Origin of the sequence: Anabaena cylindrica UHCC 0172, from assembly GCF_034931625.1 — a bacterium.
GTDB lineage: Bacteria > Cyanobacteriota > Cyanobacteriia > Cyanobacteriales > Nostocaceae > Anabaena > Anabaena cylindrica_A.
This window is the reverse complement of the sequence record NZ_JAYGGY010000104.1, coordinates 13,156-37,318: the sequence shown is the minus strand read 5'-3', so window position 1 is coordinate 37,318 and position 24,163 is coordinate 13,156. Positions and strand designations below refer to the sequence as shown.

The following is a 24,163-nucleotide window of genomic DNA, read 5'->3' as shown; positions in this document are numbered from 1 at the left end:
TACGAATTACGTTGGCGTAGCCTGCCGGAGGCACTATTACCAATGATTTTAATGCTCTGTATCGGATTGAGAATCATAGTCTATTGTAAAATTTGATACGAAATCATTATTTTTACTGTTTTTAATAGCATCGAAAGTGCCTTTGATAGTACCAGCTATTGGCACTGCCACCAGTGTTCCCAACAAACCAGCAATTTCAAATCCCATCAAAATAGATACAAAAATCCAGATGGGATTGAGTCCGATAAATTCGCCCATTAACTTAGGCGCTAAGAGATTATCTTTAATTTGCTGTAAGATGGTTGCTACCATTGCCACTGGAAATGCTAACCATGAATTTTGTAATAAAACCAACAATGTTACTAAGCCTATACCTAAAGCTGCCCCCACAAACGGAATCAGTTCAGAAATACCAATAATGATCGCAAATAGCAGAGCAAATGGTACTTTCATAAATAAGAAAATTGGTGTGAGTCCTACTACCATAAACAGTCCCAGCAATAATTGGCTCAGGAAAAAGTTCTGAAAATTTAGTTGCAAGGATTTAGTTAAAGGGACTCCAATATTAGATGGTAAGAGATTCACCAGACCAGACCAGACGCGATCGCCATATAACAGCATATAAAACGCCAGCACAACCACTAAGACTATGTTCAATAATCCTGATAATAGCGTCCCAGCAAATCCCACCGCACCAGAAGCTATCTGTTGTACCAAATTTTGAATATTAGCATTGACTTGATTAGTCACTAAGCTTAAATCAATATTTATACGTCGTTGACGCGCCAATAACTGTAATTTACCTAGGCTGTCTTGACTAGAGACCAACCAATCAGGAAGCTTATTTAAAAGTTGGATTGCTTGGTCAACTACCATTGGTACAAGCGTAACACCCAAAATAATTAACAAAGTTAAAGTCAAGAGTAAAACTATAATCACCGATTGAGTGTGAGTAATTCTAGCCTTCTCAAATAATTTCACCGGATAATTGAGTAAAAACGCCAAAATAGCCGCAATACTCAAAATCGTAATTGGGTGCTGAAAATAGCGAAATAGCACCGACAGTAGCCAAACATTGAGAGCAATAATCGGGCCACTCAAACCGTAAATTAGCAAACTTTTAAGGGAGGTTGAACGGCGCATCTTGAGAAAACTAAAGAGAATTTATCAACTAAACCCGACAGAAGTCCTCCACCATAATTTTTGATAGTGTAGGTTTTTGACTCTGTGTTGCTACTGATTTCTATGATAGATATTTTTCTCCAACAATCCAACAATAGTATCAGCGTATCTGAATAATTCTGAATAATAAGGAAGCAAAAACCTATGGATAAAAACATAGCAGACCTACGCAAAGATTACACTTTGCAAGATTTAAATAAACATCAAATTGACCCTAACCCTTTTATACAATTTAAAACTTGGTTTGATCAGGCAACAACAGCACAATTACCTGAACCTAATGCAATGACTCTGGCTACCTGCACACCAGATGGTAAACCCTCAGCCAGAATGGTGCTACTCAAAGATTTTGATGAGCAAGGCTTTGTCTTATTCACTAACTATAACAGTCACAAAGGACAAGAACTCACAGCAAATCCCCATGCAGCTTTGGTTTTCTGGTGGGCTGAACTAGAACGCCAAGTCAGAATTGTGGGGACTGTAGAAAAGATTTCCCAAGAGCAGTCTGATGGGTATTTTGAGATGCGTCCAGCAAAAAGCCGCTTAGGTGCATGGGCTTCTAATCAAAGTGAAGTAATTGCTGGAAGAGAAGTTTTGGAACAACAATTACAAGAATTCCAGCGCAAATATGAAAATCAAGAAGTTCCCAGACCACCCCATTGGGGAGGATTTCGGGTAATTCCCCAAGAAATTGAATTTTGGCAAGGACGTTCTAGCCGTTTACACGATCGCTTGCTTTATACTCGCTTAGATCATGGCAGTTGGAAAATAGAGCGGTTATCACCTTAATTTTTTAGCGGGCTATTAGACCCTTCCTACGGTCACGGGCAAGAGGGACAGGAGCCAGCATTCCCTTCTGCCTCCTGCCTTTCCTGATAAAGGAAGCAGAGCCTTCGATAATTCATCCCCATACAGAGTATGGGAACGAGAATAGTCTGACCTTTTTTGTCTGAATCAGGATAACCAGGATTTCAGGATTTTCAGGATGTTATTTAATGATGCTTGGTTACGTACAAGTCATGGAAGAATGAACCACGAAAGACGCAAAGGACACGAAGGTAATAGGTTTTAGAGGTATTTGACAATTTCATCCTGTAAATCCTTAAATCCTGGACATCCTGATTCAGACAATAACAATTTTTTAATTCTGCAAATCCTGTAATCCTGATTCTAACAATGTATATCTCAAATAAAAACCACCCCAAACAAACAGAATAATTATCAAAGCCCCAATACCCAACATATTGGGAAGCCAAAAAACTACTTCTATATGGTTTAATTCACCTGGTTTGAGTTTCCATACCATTTGATTGCCATTTTTTTCGAGTTGGGTAGCATCTTCAGTTTGTTGAATATTTTTAACTCCCCAAGGTGTCTGTAAGCTAAAGTCTAAATTGATAATTGAACCTGTACCAGTTAAAACATTTCCTTTGCTGGTTAAAACTGAAAGAGAACGCAAATCTAAATCATAAATCAAGCGATTTCTAGATAAGAGTAAAAAATTGTTATTTTGTACGAGTAAGTTTGAGGTAATATTCGGCAATTCTGAATCACTGGAGACGGTTTCAGGTTTTTGGGAAGTGCGATAGTTGAAGAATCCGCTAAATTTTTCTTGTAATTCTCTTCCATTACTAAAGGGAATTTTGAGAATAATTTCCTCTGGAGAAATTCTCCTTGCTGATCCTTCTAATTTTCGGGCGCGACGCTCTAGACTATTTAACCATTCAGAAATATAATCACTGCTAAAACTGGTTAGTTTTTCAGATAATTGAATGTGCTGTATTATTTCGCCATTATTGGCATTATTAAAGTTAATGCCTAAATCATATTGAACACAACCAGATAATATGAAAGAGGCGCATATTAACAACCACAAAATAGGTTTGATTCGGAAATTAGATATTTTCATAAAAATTAGGCATCTCCACAAAGTTTAAATTTTGATTACCTGTTTACATACTTAACCGAACTAGATAAGAAATGGTGATAGCAACAGCAATAAAGGCTACCCAGATAAAACGATTATCTTTTGTATTGACTGTGCTGAGATCAACATATTCTGGTTCTGCTGACTTCTGTTTTAGGGTAGATTTGGTGGGCTTGACGGTGACAAGTCTTTTGGAGTCTTTGTCTGCAATTGCGCCCAAATCGGGAATTTCGCTCATCCACTCTTTTGGTCTTTTGAGTTTGGGAGCTTGTAAGATATAAATTAGTTGTCGTGCTTGTTTTTTGGTTTCCGCGTGGGGATGACGACGAAGTTGTTGACAAAGTGCGATCGCATCTTCGGTTCTTTCGGCAGCCTCATAAGCTGTCACTAACCAAATATCCACTTCACCGGCAAAGCGCGTATTCCGAGCTAATAAAGCACTGGCTTTTTCCAAATTTTCTACCGCTTCTCGATATTGTCCATTTTCAAAGGCAAGTTTTCCAGTTTCGTAACGAGATTTAGCAATTTCTAAACTTTCTGTCATTAGTCATTGGTTATTAGTCAGTTGTCATTGGTGGTGATTTGTAATAGGGAATTAAGAAGAGCAAGCAGATTACAGTTTTTCCAATCACCAATCACCAATCACCAGTCCTCAAATTATTTAAACTGAGAACCTAGAATCATTGTTCCAATCCCGACATCTGTAAATATTTCTAACAGGAGGGCGTGGGGAATGCGGCCATCAATGATATGTGAAGCTTTGACTCCTTGGGCGAGCGATCGCACACAACAAGTTACTTTAGGTATCATACCCCCACTGACAACACCATCGTTAATCAGTTGGCGAGCTTCCCGAATATCTACTTTGGGAATCAAGGTAGATGGGTCTTTGTAATCTGTTAAAATGCCCCGCGTATCAGTCAACAAAATCAGTTTTTCTGCTCCTAATGCAGCCGCTATTTCCCCCGCTACAGTGTCAGCATTAATATTGTAAGCTTGTCCGCTATCATCAGCAGCGACGCTAGAAACTACAGGAATATAGCCGTTACTAGAGAGAGTTTCTAAAATCTTGATATTCACATTACTGACTTCCCCGACAAAACCAATACCCTCATCACCTTGGGGACGAGCCATAATTAAGTTCCCATCTTTACCACAAAGTCCCACAGCCATACCACCAGCTTGGTTAATCAGGGAGACAATTTCTTTATTGACTCTACCCACTAACACCATTTCGACCACATCCATTGTCGCTGCATCAGTGACACGTAAACCATTCTTAAACTGAGCTTCAATACCCAGTTTACCTAACCAACTGTTAATTTCTGGTCCACCACCATGTACTAAAATTGGTCGCAACCCGACGCAGGATAAAAATACAATGTCGCGGATAACTTTATCTTTCAGGGTACTATCTTTCATCGCCGCACCTCCGTATTTGACAACAACAGTGCGACCTGCAAATTTTTGAATGTAAGGTAGTGCTTCGCTGAGAATTTCAACGCGATTAGCTTCAGCTTGCCTGATATATTCCTTATCGTTTACCATTCCGAGGATCTTCCAATTTTAGATTTTGAATTTTAGAGACTTTGGTGACAAGGTCTATGTGTTATCAAAAACTTTAGCAACTTTAAGATCATAAAATTTCTTGACTATCAATTTTGCTGTTGAGAATCCTGATTTTTGAGAACACGAGGAATTGCATCTAGGATGCAGGTGACAATTTGTTCTGGTGTTTGTGCTGTGGTGATGGTAATATGTAAATCCGCTTGGGAGTAAAGTGATTGACGTTGTTCAAGGAGCGATAGCAATTTACCTTCAAGGTCAGAATCCTGTAACAGCGGTCTTGTATCATCCTCAGCTAACCGATTTAATAATATTTCCACTGGTGCATCTAGCCATATAATCAAACCATGATGCAGATAACCCCAGTTTTCCCGCCGTAACACAATACCCCCACCAGTAGCTATAGTTAATTTTGTATAAGCACAAACTTGAGCCAAAACATCACTTTCTAACCGACGAAACTCTGCTTCACCCTCATCAACAAATATCTCATTGATAGATTTCCCAGCCGCTTTAACTATCACATCATCAGTATCTAAAAACCCATAACCAAGTTCCTTTGCTAGTAAGCGCCCTACAGTTGTCTTACCAACACCCATCATCCCAATTAAATACAGGTTGACTCCTCTTAATAAGTTACTCACAAATACCCTTAACTCCAGTTAAAAATTCTTAATTCTCTTATTTTTACTCAGAACTTAGTCCAAGATTGAAAATCTTTTTCCATTAACCGCTCAATTAGATAGTCTCTCCACACTCTGCTGAGGGATAAATTGGCTGCTTCTATATCCAACAAAGATCTCCGTTGCAGCAATTCTATAGTTTCCAGAATTAATCTCTGTCCTAATCGCACAGACCATCCTGATATCATATTAGTTTTTAAAGTTATCACAGAAGTACAATCTGGGTTGAGTACCAGCCAATATATAATATACTTCTCTAACTCAGACAAGCGATTAAACTGCTGTTCTAGACTTCTGCGAATCTCACCAAAAACTAGAGTACCCTGTTCCAAAAACTGATAAACACTACCACCAAATAAATCTTGAATAGTAGTGGCCACTAATTTCAAAAATAACGGATTACCCGCATACAAGTCAATCAATGCAGTACATTCTGTATATTCTAATTCGCCTAATCCTTTAGTATTGAGGATAACCAAGCTTTCTGTTTTGCTCAAACCAGTCAATTTTAAAGACCGAACAGGTAGCTTTTCTCCTTCAATCACAGCAATTTCTGGTGGTTTCTCCCGACTAGCTAATAACAAGCAACTCTGATGTTGAGAATCTCCTATCCTTCTAATTAATTCACCGTAACCTTCATAACCAGGACGATATTGGATTTGTGAACCCAGATCAGGTTTACTAGCTGCTATGGAAGATTTAGCTTGTGACTCATCTCCGTCATTGCTAGATAAAATCGAGTCAATGTTATCTAAGACCAAAAGACAACGCACCTTACGTAAACAATTAATCAATTGGGAAATTTTAGTATTCAAAGTTACAGACTGGTCTATCTGTAGAGTTGGTGATAATATCTGCACAAGATTATTCAACATCGCATCTATCGAAGGAGATAGATGTAGCGATCGCCAAATCACATATTCAAACTGGTCTTGAATCTCCTCAGCTAACTTAATCGAAAAAGCCGTTTTACCAATTCCACCCATCCCTAACAGTACAACTAACCGACAGCGCTGTTGTAAAATCCATTTTGAGGCTGTAGTTAGTTCTTTCATTCTTCCAGAGAAGCCATTAACATCAACAGCTTCACCCCAATCTTGAATATTTGGGGATTTAACTTTCAGTAATTCAGTTTCTTGTTCTCTCGTACTTTTATTAAAAGTATTTATTGATTTCAAATCAAACCAATTTTTTTTATACCCAGCTTTTTCTAATAAATGAGTCACATGACTCCAATTTTTCACCTTCACTGAGTGTCCCAATTGATTACCCAACATATCTTCTATGTATTTATATAATCCATTTGATAAATAAACTCTCACAGTACTACTACTGCGACTTTGATACACTTTATTTGCTATTTCCGCAGGACTACAACCACAAAGCAAGCCCCTCAAAAGCTTCTTTTCAACAGGTGTTAAAGCTTTTCTTTTGACAGAAGCTAAATCTACATATAATTTTTCTAAATCCCAATTTTTTTGAGCTTCTATAAATTCTTCTTCTGTTACTTGGGAATTTACGACCACCATTGTTATTAGTGTATTTACAGTTACGTTAGGGATATATTAACGGTTATTCCGTAAAATCCGAGTAAAGTAACAGTAAATTTATAACGAATTTCATAACAAGTGTTAGGTGCATTTTTATTTATTACTTAGGTATGCTTATGCTTAATGGAAATTTCATATAACTTGTTTGAAACTTTAAGGAAATAAATTCTGTCAATATAAAAAGGCGAAATGAGTTGTACATCACAATGATGTTGTTTACAACACAAGATTATGCTGCTGTGGAGTTCTCTAAATCAAATGGCTATTGTTTTCTAGGTGCTAAAAATAACCAGAGTTTCTATCTTTTTACAAACAAGCTTTTCTCCCTTGAGTAAGCTCTCATCAAATAATGTGGTACGCATAGGATGTCAGCTATGACTCGAATTAGAGACGTTGTGAAAATGGCTTTAGCAACTGGCTACTTAACGTTGCAAGCAGAAAACCAACTCAGAGAACTTTTAACTTGTCAGTATGACTGTGAAGACTTAAATGCCTTTATGGCTTTACAGGAAGCTGCGATGATGGGTCAAATCAAGCAAGAGTCACGAGAACAGTGTGCCAGAAAATAGACTCAATTTACCGACGGGGGCGTTTATTTTCATCATCTAAATCCTCGTCTTCAAAAAAATCCCAATCATCATCATCTGTTTGATTGGTGGTTGGTGGTTGATAAGGAGGGATAATTACCCGGTAATCAGCGTCGTAAATAGATTCAGTTTTGCCTACACCAGTATTTTTAGGTTCTTGGGAACTGTAGGAGTAAACCGAGTCAGATTGGGAAGTATTTTGAGGTGCTTGTTGATTTTCGTAGGTTTTCGGGCTGGAAGTACGTCGTGATTCTTGATCATCCCAATCATCACCTTGATTTGAATCTGTCTCCCAATCATCAAAGTCGTTACTGGTAGTGTACTCGGTTGGATTTACTGGTATCCGTGGAGTACTAGTAGGCTGCGTAGTTTTTTTACTAGTAGTTGTCTTCGCACGCGGTGTAGTGGCATTTGATGTAAATGAATTTGTTGATACCTGTTGAGTCGATACATAATTAGCAACTTTAAACAAGGCAGAAATTAACAAAGATGTAAAAGCACCAGCGGCGATGCTCAATAAAATCCATAATGCCAGTGGTAATGGTTGAGTCCGCATACCTAAAAATACTAGCGGGAGGGTAGGAGACAAGTTTTGAACTAACAACAGTGTTAGTCCTCCCAGCACCACCACCAACAAAATTAAGCGAATTACAGCCATTTTAATTCAGTTATTAATTATCAGTTACTAGTGGTTATACTTATCATCTCCCATCTCCTCAGTCCCTTATTTAAAGATGACCTTGCCAACGCTGAATGGGAATGCAGTCAATATCTAATTGATCTAAGGCACGAGCTACGACAAAATCAACTAAGTCTTCAATGGTTTGAGGGTTGTGATACCAAGCTGGAATAGCGGGAACAACTCTCACTCCTGTTTCTGCTAAGGTTGTTAAGTTCCGTAGGTGAATCAGGCTAAAAGGAGTTTCCCTGGGGACAATTACCAGTTTACGTCCTTCTTTAATTTGCACATCTGCTGCCCGTTCTAGTAAGTCTGAACTCAGACCTACTGCTAGTTTAGCTACTGTACTCATGCTACATGGCATGATGATCATCCCCAGAGTTTTAAAGGAACCACTAGCGATACCAGCACCAACATCACTCCAAGGATGACAGCGGAGTTGCCCAGATAGGGGAATTCCGGCTTGAGTTCGCCAGAATTGCTCTTGTGCTTCAGGGTCTGCCGGCATTCGGATATCTTGTTCTGCTTGCCAAACCATGTAAGTTGATTTTGAAGCAACCAGTTCAATTTTATACTCTGCTTCTAGAAGAAATTTAAGGGCGCGAACGGCGTAAATCAGGCCGGATGCACCTGATACGCCTAAAATCAGTGGTTTTATGTTATTGGACACGAATTTATCTAGGGAATTTACTCATCTTCACCATAGGGATCTAAGTCAAAAGATTCCATGTTGTTGGGTGAGTAAATATCTGATGTATCTTCATTGTTAATTCCCAGGCCTTTGACTACACCATCAGGGCCGACGGTGACTAAATCAATTTGCTGGCGGTAGTAATCAACACTTTTGACTTGTACGGCTACGCGATCGCCCAATCTATAGGAAGCGCGATTTTTGCGGCCAAATAGAGCTTGTTGTCTAGCTCGGTATTCATACCAATCATCTTTGAGTGAACTGACGTGTACTAGTCCTTCTACTCGTAGGGGTGTACTTAGCTGGGAGCCGATTTCTGACTCTGTAGCGGGAACTTCGATTTCGACAAAGAAGCCGTAAGATTGCACCCCAGTAATTACACCGGGAAATACTTGACCGATTCGCTGTTTCATCAGTTGGGCTTTTTGCAGTCCTGCTAAATCAGCTTCGGCTTCTTGGACTTCTTTTTCTCTGTCATTAATCTGGACGAGTACTCTAGTTAAGTCGCTTTGGAGTTCTTGTTGTAACTCTGGGGGGAGAACATTCCAGTTAATTTCTTCATGGGAAGAAGAATGGCGCAGGTTGACACGCTCTTTGACACGGGTGTTGCGGCGATCGCGCCCGTATTCTAATAAAGCATGATATACCCGTTGCATCAGTAAATCTGGATAACGCCGTAAGGGGGCGCTAAAGTGGATGTACTGTGGCAGAGCCAAACCAAAGTGTAATCCTTTGGTTGTGTTGTATGCAGATGGCTTGAGGGTATCCTGTAACAGGTAGGTGAGAACTTGTTCAGATGGTGACTCAGCGAAAGCTCCGGTTAAGTGCTGATAATCGAGAGGTTGAATGTCTAACTCTGGATCAAGTGTTAATTCCACACCTAAATTCATCGCTAGTTTGAGCATTTCCTGAACATCTTCAGGATCTGGTGTACCTTGGACTCGCCAAATGGCAGGAACTCCCAAAGCATTGAGATGTTCTGCTATTAGTTCATTTACCAATAGTACTAACTCTGAGAGGAGCGATCGCACTGGTAAATCATTAACTACCACAGCGCCCATCAGACCCTCATCATAGTAAGGATTTTGGCTAGGTGGCAGATTTAATTGCAAGCTACCGCGAGATAATCGAGCTTGTTTAGCTGCTTTGGCTAGGGCTGCTAGGTCATGTAACATCTGGATAGTTTCAGCGGACATTTTCGGTGCATCACCGCTGAGTATTGCTTCTGCTTGTTTTTTGCTGACAGATGTATCTACTTTGATCACGCTGGGTTGAATTTCCCACTCCAGCACTTTTCCCGATTGGGGATCAATTGTGATCACAAAAGAGAGCGCTAGGCGATCGCTACCAGATATCAAAGAACAGCGTTCAGCCACTGCTTCTGGCAACATCGGCAAAATTAATTCTCCCAGATATACTGACCGGCCGCGCTTGAGTGCCTCCCTATCTAGGGCTTCATCAGCTTGAATGTAGTGAGATAAATCAGTAATATGAACCATCAATCGCCAAGGTTCGCTTGGGGTTTTTTCCAAGCTAAAGGCATTCTCTACTACTTTATCGTCACCATTTACCCCCGCAATTGTGATGGTGAACAAACTGCGTAAATCTACGCGGTTTTTTAAATCTGCTTTCAGCAACTTTTTGGGCAACTTAGCTGCTGCGTCCAGGATATTATCTGAAAAAGTCCGTGATAAATCGTGTTTGCAAGTTACCAAATCTATATCAGCAGCAGCTTCTGCATCACTACCAAGGATTTGTACAACCCGACCCAAAGGTGGATACTGAGCCAGAGGATAACGCAGGACTTCTACATGGGCTAGGTGGTCTATAGCTTCAGCCAATTTCAAGCCGTTTGTGAGCAGTTTCAATTCAAACAGCAAGCGATCGTCTAAAGGAACAGCACGGAAACCCCCTTCTACCTGTTTAATCCGTGCTAGTAAAGTGTGATTAGAACGCTCCAGAATCAGCTTTACCTCACCTTCAGGAGAACGTCGGCGACTACCTTCCTTGAGAACTCTGACCAAAACGCGATCGCCATTCCAGGCATTGCTCAGATAGCTTTCCCGGATATAAATATCCTCAGAGCCTTCTATATCTTGAATAGCAAAGCAAAACCCCTTACTAGAGCAACGGAGTTTAGCTTCAATTAGACCCTCTTCGGATACACGACGATACTTACCCCGTTCCTTGACCAACAACCCAATTTTTTCTAGCACCTCCAAAGCAATGTGAAGTTTTTCTAAACTGTCTTCATCCTCACAACCCAGTTTCTTTTCCAAAACCTTACGAGCTACCAATTTATCATCCGTAAAATTGGCAAGAAGTGTAGCGATTGAAAATTCCATGCAGTGAACCGACCTTTGGTCAAAACATCATTTTTTGAGGACACCTGCGTGCGGGAGTTCCCCCCCGTACAGGAACCAGCACTATGGGAGAGTTTCCCAACTTGAGGAGCCACTACATTTCAGGAGTTCCCTCCCGTTGTAGCAACTGGCCTGTGATTGGCGTGAAAGTGTCCGGTGTTTAATCTGGTTCTTACCTGTATACCCTCACGGCTTACAGACACTTGCTACCAACGAATTGCCCGTACTCCTGCCAAGAAGTAAGCTAAGGCAAGGCTGCCAAAGTTCCTGTCAGAGTCAGCCTCTGTTCGGACTTCTCACTGCACGATACTCTCAGAATTCACCTGGGTGAAACTTTCTTCAGCTAACCAATCTTAACAAGGCACTCCTGATACTTTACTTGGCCTCACCCGGTAATTACCCAATGGATTGTTGAGAGGTTTGATTTACACAACTCTCGATGTTACCCAAAAGCAGCTACGCAGGGAAGGTACAGGTGTTTGATTGTCTAGATTAAAGGTAATTTCACGCCATGATCATCTGAAATTTAACTGAGAGAAACTGCCTATTGACCCAATTTTACCATCTGTAGAATCGGTAACAATCAGGTAAGCAGCTGTGACTTGCAATGAGGGCGGACCTTATCTTTATTATTGTAGATTTAGAGCGCACTTCCACAAAATACTTCTAGATATCGAATTGGGTAATTAGTATAGCATTGAAAGGAAGAACACCCTGATTTGGTCAACAGTAGCTAAAAATTTTCGCAAAAAACAGCTACTGCTACAATCGTGACAAACGATCATACCGTGAAAAGTACCTGGAAATCTTACAAGTACAACTAAAGTTAAACAGATTTAGATGGGTGGCATGATTATGTTGGCTCAATTTCAGAGCTTGTATCCCAATGGCAGCATGATTTCGGAATTAGTACAAATTTTCCAAGGAAAATATATCGTCCGAGTTAGTCTACAAATTGAAGGCGTTACCCGCGCCACTGGTATGGCAGCAGCAGAAACCGTAGAAGCCGCTGAAGACCAGGCCAGAAATCGGGCGTTGATGGTTTTGGGAATCACAAATGCTACCGGGGGTGCGATCGCATTTTCCCCAAAACCTATTTCCCCAGTCCCAGTAAAGACAACCGTAAATACCACAACTGCTTTACGTGAGTCTGTCTCCTCTTCAGAGGATGTTGCCAGTACTCAATGGTCAGTGATTAAAAACACAGAAAGGTATGCCCAAAACGATAGTGATATCTACAACCAAACCTCAAATCAAGGTGTTCCCAAAAGTCTAACCAGAAAAGAACAACTGGATACAGCATTAGAAGAATGGGATATGTCATCTAGTTCAGAACCTGAGCATCAATCTTTACCAGAAATTACTCCTAATAATGTCACCCCATTTACACCACGCAGTCATTCTGCTCCAGAAGATATGAGCTTTCCATCCGGTATAGGAACAAGAAACAGAAATGAACCAGTCAATTTATCTGATGTTATTGCTCAAACAGATGTACAAATAGAGCGATTAGCCTGGACAAAAGAACAAGGACGCGAATATCTCAAAAAAACCTACGGTAAGTTAGGACGTTCTTTACTCAGTGAAGAAGAGTTACTAGATTTTCTCAACTACCTGAAATCTGAACCAGATCCTATCGCTGGGTTTTAATGAGTACCGAGTAAAGAGTGCTGAGTGCTGAGTAACGAGTAATGAGTAAATTAGTAATGAGTGCTGAGTAACGAGTAATGAGTAAATTAGTAATGAGCGATAAAAATTTACCCAAAACCCGTTACTACATACTCAGAACTCAGAACTCAGAACTCAGAACTCAGCACTCAGCACTCAGCACTCAGCACTCAGCACTCAGCACTCTCTTAAACTACAGCCATTGGACGAATACCGACGGCGTGACGGTCAATCACTTGATCAATTAAGCCGTATTCCTGGGCTTCCTCTGGAGACATGAAAAAGTCACGTTCTGTATCCTCAGCAATGCGTTCAATTGGCTGGCCTGTGTGTTCAGCTAAATAATCATTCAACCGTTTTTTGTGGTATAAAATTTCCCGCGCCTGAATTTCAATATCAGTCGCTTGTCCTTGAGCGCCACCTAAAGGTTGATGAATCATAATTCGTGAATGGGGTAAACTCATCCGTTTACCCTTAGCACCAGCACTGAGAAGAAAAGCACCCATACTCGCGGCTAGTCCGGTACAAATAGTACAAACATCAGGGCGAATGTGTTTCATGGTGTCAAAAATACCCATCCCCGCCGTCACCGAACCACCGGGAGAATTTATGTACATATAAATGTCTTTCTCCGGGTCTTCAGAATCTAAGAACAACAATTGGGCAACAATCAAGTTAGCGAGACTGCTATCAACCTGTTGACCTAAAAAGATAATGCGCTCACGTAACAGCCGTGAGTAGATATCAAAGGCGCGTTCGCCGCGACCCGATTGTTCAATAACGATTGGAATCATTGAGCGTATTTGTAGGCTATTTGTCATTTATTCTATCGACGACAAAGGCTATTTGTGTTGAGACTGCTAAATTAACCTTTGGCAAAAATCTTCATAAATCGAAAATTTTTACTTCCTAATCGGTTCTCAGCAAGCGGATTCGGCTGAAAGGTCGGTCTAAAATCAGATATCTCAAATCAAAAATTTCTCAGGCACTTTTTGATAGCGATAGGTGTCTAACTAGGTATGGTGAGGTGAAAAGAGGCTAAATGAAAGGAAGATTCCTTTTCTAACCTTTGTACACTGCACCCTAATTATGTAACTTATGCCGCTGGTTTGTCTTCATTTAGCGATCGCAGATTAGTTGAAATTATTTTTCAGGTGTTAGTAACTTTTTTCACATTTTTTCACATTTTTTTGGTTAATTATCCGGACATATTTAGCAAATCCGGTAAACCGGGAGTATGAGGTGTATTTAGAATAACCAATCTTACTTGAAATGCTATTCATCAAGAGAGAGAGAAGTACTATGCTCGAAAGATTTATACAAGCTGCTTTAATTACCTTTTTACTGCATCTGATCGCTGGACTAAACGCTAGTACTCAAATTCCTCGCAAGACTATATCACCTATCACAGAAATACCGCCGGCTGTTATCGGTTCAACGATTCACTTTTTCAAGTAACAGATGCAAGAAGGCAAGGATCAGGCTAAATATCAATAAATAGTCTCCCCATCTCTCCAATGCCCAATCAACAGGCTAGACTGGTGATAAAAGAGCAGATGCTTTGATCATGACTAATCGCCTTGCTGAAGAGAAAAGCCTTTATCTCCGCAAACACGCCGAAAACCCGATTGATTGGTGGCCTTGGTGTGATGAAGCACTGGAAACGGCAAGGGTGCAAAATAAACCGATTTTTCTCTCCATTGGTTACTCTAGTTGCCACTGGTGTACTGTGATGGAAGGGGAAGCATTTTCTGATTTAGAAATTGCTCAATATATGAATGGCAACTTTCTACCTATCAAAGTAGACAGGGAAGAAAGACCCGACCTTGATAGTATCTATATGCAGACTTTGCAATTCATGAGTGGTCAAGGGGGTTGGCCGTTAAATGTTTTTCTTTCAGCAGATGATTTAGTCCCGTTTTACGCTGGAACTTACTTTCCTGTAGATCCCCGCTATGGTCGTCCTGGATTTTTACAGGTTTTGCAAGCTCTGCGCCGTTACTACGATACAGAAAAAGAAGAGTTACGCCAACGCAAAGCGTTAATTGTTGAGGCTTTGTTGACATCTGCGGTATTGCAAAAGGTTAATAGTCAGGAAGTTGCAGATCACCAATTATTGCAGAAAGGTTGGGAAACTTGCACGGGGATCATCACTTCTAAGCAGGTTGGTAATAGTTTTCCGATGATCCCCTATGCTGAATTTGCATTGCGGGGAACTCGGTTTAATTATCAATCTCAATATGATGGACAGCAAGTTTGTACTCAACGAGGACTAGATTTAGCTTTGGGTGGTATTTATGATCACGCGGGGGGTGGTTTTCATCGCTACACTGTTGACCCGACTTGGACTGTCCCCCATTTTGAAAAGATGCTCTATGATAATGGTCAAATTGTCGAGTATCTGGCGAATTTATGGAGTGGAGGAATACAGGAACCAGCTTTTGAGAGGGCTGTGACTGGAACTGTAAAATGGTTACAACGGGAAATGACTGCACAGGGAGGGTACTTTTATGCGGCTCAAGATGCTGATAGCTTCATTAACTCCACAGCTATAGAACCAGAAGAAGGTGCTTTTTATGTTTGGAGTTACAGAGAATTACAACAACTGTTAACGACTGAAGAACTAATAGAATTACAACAGCAGTTTGCTGTTACTGCTAACGGGAATTTTGAAGGACAGATTGTTTTACAAAGGTTACATCCAGGGGAATTAAGCCAAACGCTGGAAATTGCTTTGAGTAAGTTGTTTACGGCTCGTTATGGTGCTACACCTGAGTCACTGTCAACTTTTCCACCAGCGCGAGATAATCAGGAAGCGAAAACGACTAACTGGCCTGGTCGGATTCCGGCGGTGACTGATACTAAGATGATTGTAGCCTGGAATAGCTTGATGATTTCTGGGTTGGCTAGGGCTGCTGAGGTTTTCCAACAACCAAATTATTTGGAATTAGCGGCTTGTGCAGCTAAGTTTATTTTAGATCATCAGTTTGTCGATGGACGTTTTCACCGACTCAATTATGAAGGTGAAGCGACGGTTTTGGCTCAATCTGAAGATTATGCTTTTTTTATTAAAGCATTGCTAGATTTACACCAAGCGGCTGTGGGACAACTTGATCATGCTTCCCCTCAGAACTCTGATTGGTTGGAAAAAGCTGTTTCTCTCCAAGATGAATTTGACGAATTTTTATGGAGTATCGAACTAGGTGGTTACTTCAATACATCTAGTGATAATAGTCAAGATTTAATTGTCAGAGAGCGTAGTTATATTGATAATGCTACACCTTCAGCCAATGGGATTGCGATCGCTAATTTAGTGCGTCTAGCTTTATTGACTGATAATTTGCATTATCTCGATTTAGCAGAACAAGGTTTGACAGCCTTTCAAGGTGTAATGAGTAACTCTCCTCAAGCTTGTCCTAGTTTATTTACTGCTTTAGATTGGTATCGTAACTCAACCTTAATTCGGACTAGTACTGAACAAATAACATCATTAATCAACAAATATCTGCCAACTGTTGCTTTTGCGATCGTATCAGATTTACCAGAAGGAAGTGTTGGTTTAGTCTGTCAAGGTTTGAAATGTCTTCCCGCACCAGCGAGTATTGAGCAGTTGTTAGAACAGGTGCAGCGCAGTCAAAATAGAGGGTAGTATTATATCTGAACCCTAAATTACAATCTATCAACGACTGATTTGAAGCTGCATAAGCCAGAAATAAAAACTTGCACTTACCTGAATGTGAATTTATTCAAGAAATATCCACAGAAACACAAAGACCCTAGTAGGTAAGTAACCTCAAAAACCTCTGTGTTCCTCTGCGCTACCTCCGCGTACCTCTGCGTTAAAAAACAATAATCATGCGTTGGAAATCATCTGTAATAGCACTCATATTAACTCTATTTCTATTCTCCTGTACCACAGCAACAACTCAAACCCAATCTAATGTCATACCAGTACAACAACTACCAAAAACCTCAGCTAAAAGAGTTGTAGCACTTTCATCTCTTTCTGCTGATATTATTTCTCAACTTGATCAAACTAAACTTGTAGGAATAACTGGTAGTACCTTATTTAAAAATAACCCCCAATTGCAAGATATTCCTCGCGTTAGCGAAGGTCGGAGTATCCCAAATTTAGAAAAAATTGTCTCTTTAAAACCCGATTTAGTTATTGGTGCAGCAGGTTTTTCTGATGTAACTATTCAGAAACTTAAACAACTAGGAATACCTACTTTATCAACTCAAGTAAATAATTGGCAATCTCTTGAAGAACTAACTAAAACACTTGCTCAGACAATTGATGTAGATCCCCAGCCTTTATTAAATCGCTACAAAACCTTTTTACCTGCTAACTCAACTCCAAATATTTCTACTTTAGTCCTGGTTAGTCGTCAACCGATTTTAACACCCAATAAAAACAGTTGGGCAGGTGATTTAATTTCCAGATTTGGTGCAAAAAATATTGCAGCAGAATTACAAGGTACGAGTCCCATAGGTGGATATGTGACACTCTCGGCTGAAAAAGTTTTGGAGGCTAACCCAGAAGTTTTAATTGTAGTTAATGCTGAACCAACGCTGTTAGATTCATTAAAAAAAGAACCGTTTTGGCAGCAGTTACAAGCCACTAAAAACAATCGAGTTTATGTTTTTGATTATTACGGACTTGTAAATCCAGGTAGTCTAGAAACAATTGAAAAAGCTTCTCTAGAGTTAAAGAAAATCTTTGTAGCAAAAGAAATATAGCACATCTCATCTGATTGAGGTATACAAGGGCGGGCATCTTGCCCACACCACAAGAATAGGAAAATTAGATGTGGTTGAGCATATTACAAATTATTTTAATCCTTTAAAGGACTAATTGATTTTTGATCAACTCTAATATTCTTTTTCTCTTGAGGAGAACCACCTGTAATACTGCGTAAATACAAACCACCAATGCTGAGTAGAAACACAACATATCCTACGGCTTGGACGATATAGATTTTATCTCTGTAGCCAAACAAAGATTTAAAAATAATACCGGGAAAATTGTCATCAGACAAGATATTGGTAGTATTCCAAACCATTGGGCCTAAAATACAAGAATGGATTTTGGTAAACCGTTCGTAATAGAAACAAAGATTTTCGGAAGCGCGACTGCTGAGTGCAAGAGTAGATATTGCGGTATCAAAATGTTGTAAAGCTGAAACTACTAATCCAGCCACAATCAAAACTAATAAAATGCCCATTACCTGGAAAAACTGGCGGATATTAATTTTGACACCCCATTTAAATAACAGCACACCAATTGCTGATGCTGATGCTAAACCACCAAGTGCGCCTAATGTAGGTATTAATCCCTGTTGAAAATTTGCCGCTACAAATAGAACCGTTTCAAACCCTTCACGAACAACAGCGACTAAAATTAAACTAAAAACTCCCCAACCTGCATTTGAGTTTTGTGTTAGTGCTTCTGTAACTGCGCCTTCAACTTGTGCTTTCATAAATCTGGCTTGTTTAGTCATCCAGATCAGCATCCAACTCAGCATAATTATTGCTAATACACTAAATACACCTTCTAACATCGGTTCAACGACAGGGGTGTATTGAGGGTTAATTGCGCCTAATATTTTAATTAGCCAACTAAATAAAATACCTATCAATGCACTAACAACAAGCCCGACTGCAACGCCTGCATATACCCAAGGGTTGAGTCGAGATTGTTTTGCTTTTTTTAATAAAGCCAAGACAATACCCACCACTAAGGCAGCTTCTACGCCTTCTCGGAGGGTAATTACAAAAGTAGGTATAGCAGTACTAAAATTCATAGTTATTAGTTATTAGTTATTGAGTCATTAGTCCAATAAGTTTTGGACTAATGAGTATTGATTATTAGCTGAAATCGCGTAACATTTTTTTCAGTTCGAGATTGTGCATCTCTTCTTGTCCAATCATGCCACGAGCAAATTCTTCTAAATAGATGCTGGCATTAGTTACAGTTTCTAGCAGATTTTTGTACAAATCCAGTGCTGTTTTTTCGTGGGTTAAGCTTTCTTGCAAAATGTCCTTGACGTTGTGCTTATAAGTCTCCTCCATTTGAGCGATTTTGAGGGAGGGATGCCCATCTAAACCTGTGAGAATTTCGCCTACTTGTTGAGCATGGAGTAGAGATTCAGCGGCTTGGGCTTTGAAAAAAGCTACAATGGGAATGCGGTTTGGCCCTGTCACCATTAAGGAATAATGGGTGTAGCGGACTACCCCAGCTAGTTCAAATTCCATGATGGCATTTAGTAGGTCTATGGCCTTTTTTTGGTCAAGTTCTTGCATCAGTTGTTAAGATAAGCAAAATTACCGTTAGAGAATATTTAGTTACAAGTTTTAAGTTAGCAGTTATACTTTTTTCAGGTGTTGAAAAACTAAACTATCTTCACTCTTAACTCTTCACTCTTTTTTCTCTTCTTATTCATTTTAAACTTGTTATTCTGTACTTCCAATGGTATGAAAATACTAACTTTGTGCTTTAGTGCTAGTTTTTTCCAGCACTTTTTGAGTGTTTTCCTCTATGGTTTTCACTAGTTTGGTAACATTTTCAGGAGTTTTGATTGCTTGGGCTGGTGGGATAGCAGTCGGCCAAACTTTCACTAGTTCAGCCAAAGCTGTATCTATTGCTTTATGTTCTTCCGGATTCTCTTGTGCTATTTGGCTAGAAATGCCTTGATATAGTTCATTAGAGTAGACTACAAAGCCACGGGAGTCTTGATATTCAATTGGGGCGCTAATTTTGCCATTTGCGATTGCAGCACCGTATTCTGAGTTAGCTGCATCTAGCAAACCGTTGATGACTTGGAGGATAAATTCTGGTTGATTACGTTGATCTGCTGGTAAGGCTGCGATCGCATTATCCACTGCTTGTACTGATGAAACAAAGTCTGTTTTGAGTTTGGCACTCTTGGCGTTAGATTTGACTAAATCTTGCAAACTTACCAAAGTTGTTTTAAATTCTTTAACTTTGCGTTCATTGAGCTGATCTTCCACATCCACATAAATCTCTTCAACCGGATGTCCAATATGTGGTTCAGCTTGTTTCGGTTGATTTTGGTCTAATAGTTCTTTAGCGACGACAAGATGTCCCTTCATTAATCCCAACTTGGTCATGTAGTCAACATCTTTAGCCTCACCTGTCAGCACTACTTCCTGAACAGTCACCATATCTTTAATTTGGTCAAACTGTTCTTGAGTAATTACTTTTTTGCTAACTAAATCTGCTGGAGAACCATAGGGACGGCTGGCTTGAATTTTGTTTGATAATGCCGGTACACCTAGTTTAGCCTCAAACTTATCTAACTCGGACAAAATAGCAGTATTAATATTAATTTGCGCTTTAGCACCGTGACTACTGTGACTTTTTGTTTCTGTAACTGGGGTAGTACTTGGGTTGGACGGACTTTCTGCTGTTGGTGCGTTGTCAGTGCAAGAACTTAGAGAAATTATGGCACAAGCAGCGATCGACAAAAATATGTACCGAGATTTGATCATTTTTGTTCCTGATTAAGAAATTTATTTATAACATTAGATAATTATCTACCATAAATGAGATTTATTATCAACTATTTTCAAAAAAACAGTATAATGAGTGCGATTTTTTACTTAAAATGAGCGGGATGATACGCATATTGTAAATTACGTTGATACTCAAGAATCTTTTTTTGAGCGATCGCATAATCTATACTAGAAGTTGGTATTTTAGATAGAAGACTAATAGACTTTTGCCAATTATTAATCACTATTTTCCATTCCTCTGATGATTTCGCCCTTTGAGTGAGATCAGCAGCTTTGATAGCATAGTTAACAGCTTGACGAAAAATATCTGATTTAGGTAAAGTCCAAATTTTGATAGTTGCATCTGCACTACCACTTAATAGAGTATGAGTATTAGGGCTAAAAGCTAAAGACCAAACAGGTTTAGTATGACCAGTAAAAGTATTAATTAATTTACCATTTTCTACATTCCAAAGTTTAACAGTTTTATCATAACTCCCACTAGCTAAAGTGTGGCTATCAGGACTAAACACTACAGAATAAACTGCTTTATTATGTCCTGTCAACACAGTCGATAATGCTCCATTTTTGATATTCCATAATTTAATAGTATGGTCAGAACTAGCACTGGCAATATATTTACCATCTGGACTAAAAGCTATAGACCAAATTGATTTTTGATGTGCGGCTAAAGAAGTTTTTAATTTTCCTGTTGGTAAATACCAAAGCATTATTTTTCCACCTTCTCCACCACCAGCCAAAATTTTACCATCTGGACTAAATGCAATTGTTCTTACTTCATCATATTGTGGTAAATTGATAAAAATATTTCCAGTTTGTAAATTCCAAATTTTAATAGTTTTATCCCAGCTACCACTAGCTAAATATTTTGCATCTGGACTAAAAGCAACTGTTTTCACATCGTCTGTATGTCCAGATAATGTCCGAATTAATTTTCCAGTTTGTAAATTCCAAATTTTAATAGTTTTATCCCAACTACCACTAGCAATAATTTGATTATTTGGGCTAATAACAACAGAATTAACGGAATTTCCATGTCCACAAAGTTGATTAATAATTTTACCAGTTTGTAAATCCCAGACATCAATATCTTTATTTAAATTACCATCAACTATGGTTTTTCCATCTGCGCTAATAGCTAAAGAATAAACGCGTAAACCTTTACTATTTATAGTTTTAGGATTGAAATTTACGCCATAACTACTTTTATTCAAATTGAATTTTATCAAGCCCAACATTAACAAAGTGAAGAAAATACCTCCTTCTATATTCAGAATTATTTTAGAAATATGAGATATTTTTACTATCATTATTTATCCTCTCAAATTTTTTCAGGTTACACTCCAAATTCAACAATTTAATAAATAATTTAAGAAGTCAGGAGGAAGAATATTTTTCTCTTCTGTTCCCTGCATCAAATATTCTGTATTCTGAATCTTTACTAATTTAACTTATTTGTTTTTGATTATATTCCTTAGCATATTCCAACCATCTTCGTCTACAAAACAAGCTAATAATTACTGTTATTAGCATCAGTTCTATAGGAGTGAGAATATTCCATTGTCCAGACATTTTTTCTTGAATGTGCCACAATAATAAAAACATAGCTATATAAGTTAATTTATGTAATTTTCGCCAGTTGTTCTTCATTTTTTTTATACTCCAGTCATTAGATGTAAATGCTAGAAGTGCAAAAATAATTAATGTCAATGTTCCTTCTAAAGAAATTTTATAAGTTTGGATATCAAATAAATCTAAATTCCTTTTATTCACTATTAATATTGCATGGACTAGTGCAAATAAAAAAGTAATAATACCTAATCGACGACGATATTTCAATAAATAAATGGTGATTTTTGCTTTTTTAATTTGTGGAAAAACTGCTCTAATAGAACTAGGTAATAAGGTTAATATATAACTCAATAATGAAATAAAGCCTAGTAGATTAGCTAAAGGAACTGAAGCATTTATCAACATAATATTTGAGTCTTTATTATCTAAAAAATGACTTGGCTTTAATACAAATGAGTATAAAACACTAGGTTTTTATTGATTTTAGACAAATACTAAATATTCTTAAAAATGAAGTAAAAACAGGAAAATTGACAAATGACTAAACTGAAAAACTAGGTCAGGTGTTCCTTCCAGGTGTTTTAACTTCCTTTTCGGCTATGACTTCAAATTGACCCATACATCCATTTTCGGCCACAATATCTTGATGAGGATGAAACATATACTTACCGGGATAACGAAATGCAAATTCCAGGATATGCCTTTCTGCAACACCCATTGTTAAAACATCGGTTTTCTCACTAGGAATCATCGTCATTCCTGAACGATAAACATCAAAAAAATTGGCGTGGAGATGAAACGTCACCGCAGGGTCAAATTCAATAATATTCAGCACATAAACCCGAATTAACTGATTTTGATAAATTGGAATTGGATGGTGCATATAGTGATGTGGCACACCATTAAACGCATAATATTCATTTTTGTTATCATCATTCACGTCATACCCAGACATGATCAACACAATTTCATCAGCCGGAGGACGGGGTTGAGGAGGATCAATAATAAACATTCCATACAAACCCTTAGCAATATGACGGGTAACTGGTGCTACATGACAGTGATACAAGTGAACGCCATAGGGTTCAGCATCAAATTCGTATATTGTCGCCTTATTATTACTAATTGGACGCACACCATCCATTTCTGAGGGATGAACACCATGAAAATGGAGAGAATGGGAATGTCCTGCTTGATTGAGAAACAATACCCGCACCCGTTCCCCTTCTTTGGCGCGTAAGGTTGGCCCTGGAATGCGACCATTTAAATCCCAAATATTATATGAAACGGCACTATTAAGCTGAATTGTGGAAGTACCCGCTGTTAATTGAAATTCTCTGATTGTGCGACCATTTTCTTGTTTGAGTGTCCCATAATCAAAATTGCGTAGCACCTGCATAGGATTGGTCGCGCCCTTAGATGCCTCCATTTCCATTGGTGGTATTCTGACATTGGCATGATTGTTTCTATTTAACATTTGCCAAACTGTAGCCGCACCAGTCACACCAGCACCTGCTAAACCTAGCTTCAGCAATTGACGGCGACTCCAAAGTTTATCTTTACTCAGGGTAAAGTTGTCAAACATGGGATTAATTAGGGTAAGCACAGGAATTAAATTGCAAATAATTTGCAATTACTTCTGCGTATAATAGAGGAATTAGGAATTATTGTCAATTATCTAGGACTTAAGCAACTGGTTTGCTGTGTAGGGTGTATGAGGACGGTAATTCGTAACCCACCATTAACTTAAGCGATAATAGTGGCGTGCTTTTTGCGCTTACCCACCTTATAATTCTTGGGTAATTTATTTTTTGGAAATCCCTAAACTCAAACTAATTTATGCGAGGTCAAAAATGACTACTTTTTCTCTTACTTCAGTATTGCAAAAGACCGCAGGTGTTACCCTGTCCAAGCCTGTACAGGTAACGCTTTATATGATGTTATCTTCTTTGATTATCTGGACTGTTCTTTTCTCCAACTATTCTCCGGCGCATAACACTACACACTCATTACGTCACCATGCATTAGGTGTGTCTTGTCACTAAATAATCATAACTCGAAGATTTTTTGACAATAATGCTGTTTTCGCATCTAAGAGGTTGTTTGAAAAGTTTTTCATGTGGTATTTAACACTGGCAGATCCCCCTAAATCCCCCTTA

The 24,163-nt window shown here is 38.9% G+C and carries 23 protein-coding genes; 7 read left to right on the top strand and 16 right to left on the bottom strand.

Features of this window, described 5'->3' with window-relative positions:
- Positions 1-48: 48 nt before the first annotated feature.
- The gene (locus VB713_RS23490; protein ID WP_323313921.1) at positions 49-1,143 is read right to left on the bottom strand and encodes an AI-2E family transporter; all 1,095 of its coding nucleotides are present in this window, start codon (positions 1,141-1,143) and stop codon (positions 49-51) included.
- A 183-nt stretch (positions 1,144-1,326) separates the two neighbouring features.
- Between VB713_RS23490 and pdxH the strand changes: the two genes are divergently transcribed.
- On the top strand, positions 1,327-1,971 hold the full coding sequence (gene pdxH / locus VB713_RS23485; protein WP_323313920.1) for a pyridoxamine 5'-phosphate oxidase: 645 nt from the start codon (positions 1,327-1,329) through the stop codon (positions 1,969-1,971).
- Between the two features lie 352 nt (positions 1,972-2,323).
- Here pdxH and VB713_RS23480 read toward each other — a convergent pair whose 3' ends face one another.
- The 5 genes from VB713_RS23480 to VB713_RS23460 all read right to left on the bottom strand — a co-directional run bounded on the left by VB713_RS23480 (position 2,324) and on the right by VB713_RS23460 (position 6,887).
- Entirely contained in the window at positions 2,324-3,091 is a 768-nt protein-coding gene (locus VB713_RS23480; RefSeq protein ID WP_323313919.1) for a DUF3153 domain-containing protein, read from the bottom strand.
- A 43-nt stretch (positions 3,092-3,134) separates the two neighbouring features.
- Positions 3,135-3,653: a hypothetical protein gene (locus VB713_RS23475; RefSeq protein WP_323313918.1), complete on the bottom strand. Its 519-nt coding sequence runs from the start codon at positions 3,651-3,653 to the stop codon at positions 3,135-3,137.
- 113 nt (positions 3,654-3,766) lie between these two features.
- Positions 3,767-4,657, bottom strand: coding sequence for an acetylglutamate kinase (gene argB / locus VB713_RS23470; RefSeq protein WP_323313917.1), 891 nt, complete (start codon positions 4,655-4,657; stop codon positions 3,767-3,769).
- A gap of 107 nt (positions 4,658-4,764) precedes the next feature.
- A complete protein-coding gene (locus VB713_RS23465) occupies positions 4,765-5,319 on the bottom strand; it encodes a shikimate kinase (RefSeq protein WP_323313916.1) in 555 nt (184 codons plus the stop codon).
- Between the two features lie 47 nt (positions 5,320-5,366).
- Entirely contained in the window at positions 5,367-6,887 is a 1,521-nt protein-coding gene (locus VB713_RS23460) for a helix-turn-helix transcriptional regulator (RefSeq protein ID WP_323313915.1), read from the bottom strand.
- Between the two features lie 395 nt (positions 6,888-7,282).
- Here VB713_RS23460 and VB713_RS23455 point away from each other — a divergent pair, with 395 nt between their 5' ends.
- Complete coding sequence (locus tag VB713_RS23455) at positions 7,283-7,477, top strand: hypothetical protein (protein ID WP_323313914.1); 195 nt, start codon at positions 7,283-7,285, stop codon at positions 7,475-7,477.
- A 7-nt stretch (positions 7,478-7,484) separates the two neighbouring features.
- Here VB713_RS23455 and VB713_RS23450 read toward each other — a convergent pair whose 3' ends face one another.
- The 3 genes from VB713_RS23450 to VB713_RS23440 all read right to left on the bottom strand — a co-directional run bounded on the left by VB713_RS23450 (position 7,485) and on the right by VB713_RS23440 (position 11,210).
- Complete coding sequence (locus VB713_RS23450) at positions 7,485-8,153, bottom strand: LapA family protein (RefSeq protein ID WP_323313913.1); 669 nt, start codon at positions 8,151-8,153, stop codon at positions 7,485-7,487.
- Positions 8,154-8,223: 70 nt separating this feature from the next.
- Positions 8,224-8,844, bottom strand: coding sequence for a flavin prenyltransferase UbiX (locus VB713_RS23445; RefSeq protein ID WP_323313912.1), 621 nt, complete (start codon positions 8,842-8,844; stop codon positions 8,224-8,226).
- Positions 8,845-8,861: 17 nt separating this feature from the next.
- Complete coding sequence (locus VB713_RS23440) at positions 8,862-11,210, bottom strand: ribonuclease R family protein (protein WP_323313911.1); 2,349 nt, start codon at positions 11,208-11,210, stop codon at positions 8,862-8,864.
- Positions 11,211-12,083: 873 nt separating this feature from the next.
- On the opposite strand from VB713_RS23440, the gene VB713_RS23435 reads away from it, so the two are divergent.
- Positions 12,084-12,878: a hypothetical protein gene (locus VB713_RS23435; RefSeq protein ID WP_323313910.1), complete on the top strand. Its 795-nt coding sequence runs from the start codon at positions 12,084-12,086 to the stop codon at positions 12,876-12,878.
- A gap of 206 nt (positions 12,879-13,084) precedes the next feature.
- Here VB713_RS23435 and clpP read toward each other — a convergent pair whose 3' ends face one another.
- Positions 13,085-13,690, bottom strand: coding sequence for an ATP-dependent Clp endopeptidase proteolytic subunit ClpP (gene clpP / locus VB713_RS23430; RefSeq protein ID WP_015214995.1), 606 nt, complete (start codon positions 13,688-13,690; stop codon positions 13,085-13,087).
- Between the two features lie 508 nt (positions 13,691-14,198).
- Here clpP and VB713_RS23425 point away from each other — a divergent pair.
- The 3 genes from VB713_RS23425 (at position 14,199) to VB713_RS23415 (ending at position 17,636) form a co-directional block, all read left to right on the top strand.
- Positions 14,199-14,354, top strand: coding sequence for a hypothetical protein (locus VB713_RS23425; RefSeq protein ID WP_323313909.1), 156 nt, complete (start codon positions 14,199-14,201; stop codon positions 14,352-14,354).
- Positions 14,355-14,463: 109 nt separating this feature from the next.
- Positions 14,464-16,545 (top strand): thioredoxin domain-containing protein, encoded by a 2,082-nt coding sequence (locus VB713_RS23420; protein WP_323313908.1) that lies wholly within the window; start codon positions 14,464-14,466, stop codon positions 16,543-16,545.
- 206 nt (positions 16,546-16,751) lie between these two features.
- Positions 16,752-17,636, top strand: a complete 885-nt coding sequence (locus VB713_RS23415; protein WP_323313907.1) for an ABC transporter substrate-binding protein — start codon at positions 16,752-16,754, stop codon at positions 17,634-17,636.
- A 95-nt stretch (positions 17,637-17,731) separates the two neighbouring features.
- Here the strand turns inward: VB713_RS23415 and VB713_RS23410 are convergent, their stop codons facing one another.
- From VB713_RS23410 to VB713_RS23385, 6 genes are all read right to left on the bottom strand, one after another.
- Positions 17,732-18,700 (bottom strand): FTR1 family protein, encoded by a 969-nt coding sequence (locus tag VB713_RS23410; protein ID WP_323313906.1) that lies wholly within the window; start codon positions 18,698-18,700, stop codon positions 17,732-17,734.
- Between the two features lie 64 nt (positions 18,701-18,764).
- Positions 18,765-19,199 (bottom strand): ferritin-like domain-containing protein, encoded by a 435-nt coding sequence (locus VB713_RS23405; RefSeq protein ID WP_323313905.1) that lies wholly within the window; start codon positions 19,197-19,199, stop codon positions 18,765-18,767.
- 180 nt (positions 19,200-19,379) lie between these two features.
- Positions 19,380-20,408, bottom strand: a complete 1,029-nt coding sequence (locus VB713_RS23400; protein WP_323313904.1) for a helix-hairpin-helix domain-containing protein — start codon at positions 20,406-20,408, stop codon at positions 19,380-19,382.
- 107 nt (positions 20,409-20,515) lie between these two features.
- Positions 20,516-21,742 carry a WD40 repeat domain-containing protein gene (locus VB713_RS23395; RefSeq protein WP_323313903.1) on the bottom strand — a complete coding sequence of 409 codons (1,227 nt, stop codon included), beginning with the start codon at positions 21,740-21,742 and terminating at the stop codon, positions 20,516-20,518.
- Positions 21,743-21,878: 136 nt separating this feature from the next.
- The gene (locus VB713_RS23390) at positions 21,879-22,409 is read right to left on the bottom strand and encodes a ferric reductase-like transmembrane domain-containing protein (RefSeq protein WP_323313902.1); all 531 of its coding nucleotides are present in this window, start codon (positions 22,407-22,409) and stop codon (positions 21,879-21,881) included.
- Positions 22,410-22,563: 154 nt separating this feature from the next.
- The gene (locus VB713_RS23385; protein ID WP_323313930.1) at positions 22,564-23,589 is read right to left on the bottom strand and encodes a multicopper oxidase domain-containing protein; all 1,026 of its coding nucleotides are present in this window, start codon (positions 23,587-23,589) and stop codon (positions 22,564-22,566) included.
- 268 nt (positions 23,590-23,857) lie between these two features.
- Here VB713_RS23385 and VB713_RS23380 point away from each other — a divergent pair, with 268 nt between their 5' ends.
- Positions 23,858-24,049: a CbtB domain-containing protein gene (locus tag VB713_RS23380; RefSeq protein ID WP_323313901.1), complete on the top strand. Its 192-nt coding sequence runs from the start codon at positions 23,858-23,860 to the stop codon at positions 24,047-24,049.
- The last annotated feature ends 114 nt before the right edge of the window (positions 24,050-24,163 follow it).

Bases quoted from the DNA above. Each gene is read 5' to 3' on its own strand.
- VB713_RS23490 (WP_323313921.1), bottom strand. From the start codon at position 1,143: ATGCGCCGTTCAACCTCCCTTAAAAGTTTGCTAATTTACGGTTTGAGT.
- pdxH (WP_323313920.1), top strand. From the start codon at position 1,327: ATGGATAAAAACATAGCAGACCTACGCAAAGATTACACTTTGCAAGAT.
- VB713_RS23480 (WP_323313919.1), bottom strand. From the start codon at position 3,091: ATGAAAATATCTAATTTCCGAATCAAACCTATTTTGTGGTTGTTAATA.
- VB713_RS23475 (WP_323313918.1), bottom strand. From the start codon at position 3,653: ATGACAGAAAGTTTAGAAATTGCTAAATCTCGTTACGAAACTGGAAAA.
- argB (WP_323313917.1), bottom strand. From the start codon at position 4,657: ATGGTAAACGATAAGGAATATATCAGGCAAGCTGAAGCTAATCGCGTT.
- VB713_RS23460 (WP_323313915.1), bottom strand. From the start codon at position 6,887: ATGGTGGTCGTAAATTCCCAAGTAACAGAAGAAGAATTTATAGAAGCT.
- VB713_RS23455 (WP_323313914.1), top strand. From the start codon at position 7,283: ATGACTCGAATTAGAGACGTTGTGAAAATGGCTTTAGCAACTGGCTAC.
- VB713_RS23450 (WP_323313913.1), bottom strand. From the start codon at position 8,153: ATGGCTGTAATTCGCTTAATTTTGTTGGTGGTGGTGCTGGGAGGACTA.
- VB713_RS23440 (WP_323313911.1), bottom strand. From the start codon at position 11,210: ATGGAATTTTCAATCGCTACACTTCTTGCCAATTTTACGGATGATAAA.
- VB713_RS23435 (WP_323313910.1), top strand. From the start codon at position 12,084: ATGTTGGCTCAATTTCAGAGCTTGTATCCCAATGGCAGCATGATTTCG.
- clpP (WP_015214995.1), bottom strand. From the start codon at position 13,690: ATGATTCCAATCGTTATTGAACAATCGGGTCGCGGCGAACGCGCCTTT.
- VB713_RS23425 (WP_323313909.1), top strand. From the start codon at position 14,199: ATGCTCGAAAGATTTATACAAGCTGCTTTAATTACCTTTTTACTGCAT.
- VB713_RS23420 (WP_323313908.1), top strand. From the start codon at position 14,464: ATGACTAATCGCCTTGCTGAAGAGAAAAGCCTTTATCTCCGCAAACAC.
- VB713_RS23415 (WP_323313907.1), top strand. From the start codon at position 16,752: ATGCGTTGGAAATCATCTGTAATAGCACTCATATTAACTCTATTTCTA.
- VB713_RS23410 (WP_323313906.1), bottom strand. From the start codon at position 18,700: ATGAATTTTAGTACTGCTATACCTACTTTTGTAATTACCCTCCGAGAA.
- VB713_RS23405 (WP_323313905.1), bottom strand. From the start codon at position 19,199: ATGCAAGAACTTGACCAAAAAAAGGCCATAGACCTACTAAATGCCATC.
- VB713_RS23400 (WP_323313904.1), bottom strand. From the start codon at position 20,408: ATGATCAAATCTCGGTACATATTTTTGTCGATCGCTGCTTGTGCCATA.
- VB713_RS23395 (WP_323313903.1), bottom strand. From the start codon at position 21,742: ATGATAGTAAAAATATCTCATATTTCTAAAATAATTCTGAATATAGAA.
- VB713_RS23390 (WP_323313902.1), bottom strand. From the start codon at position 22,409: ATGTTGATAAATGCTTCAGTTCCTTTAGCTAATCTACTAGGCTTTATT.
- VB713_RS23385 (WP_323313930.1), bottom strand. From the start codon at position 23,589: ATGTTTGACAACTTTACCCTGAGTAAAGATAAACTTTGGAGTCGCCGT.
- VB713_RS23380 (WP_323313901.1), top strand. From the start codon at position 23,858: ATGACTACTTTTTCTCTTACTTCAGTATTGCAAAAGACCGCAGGTGTT.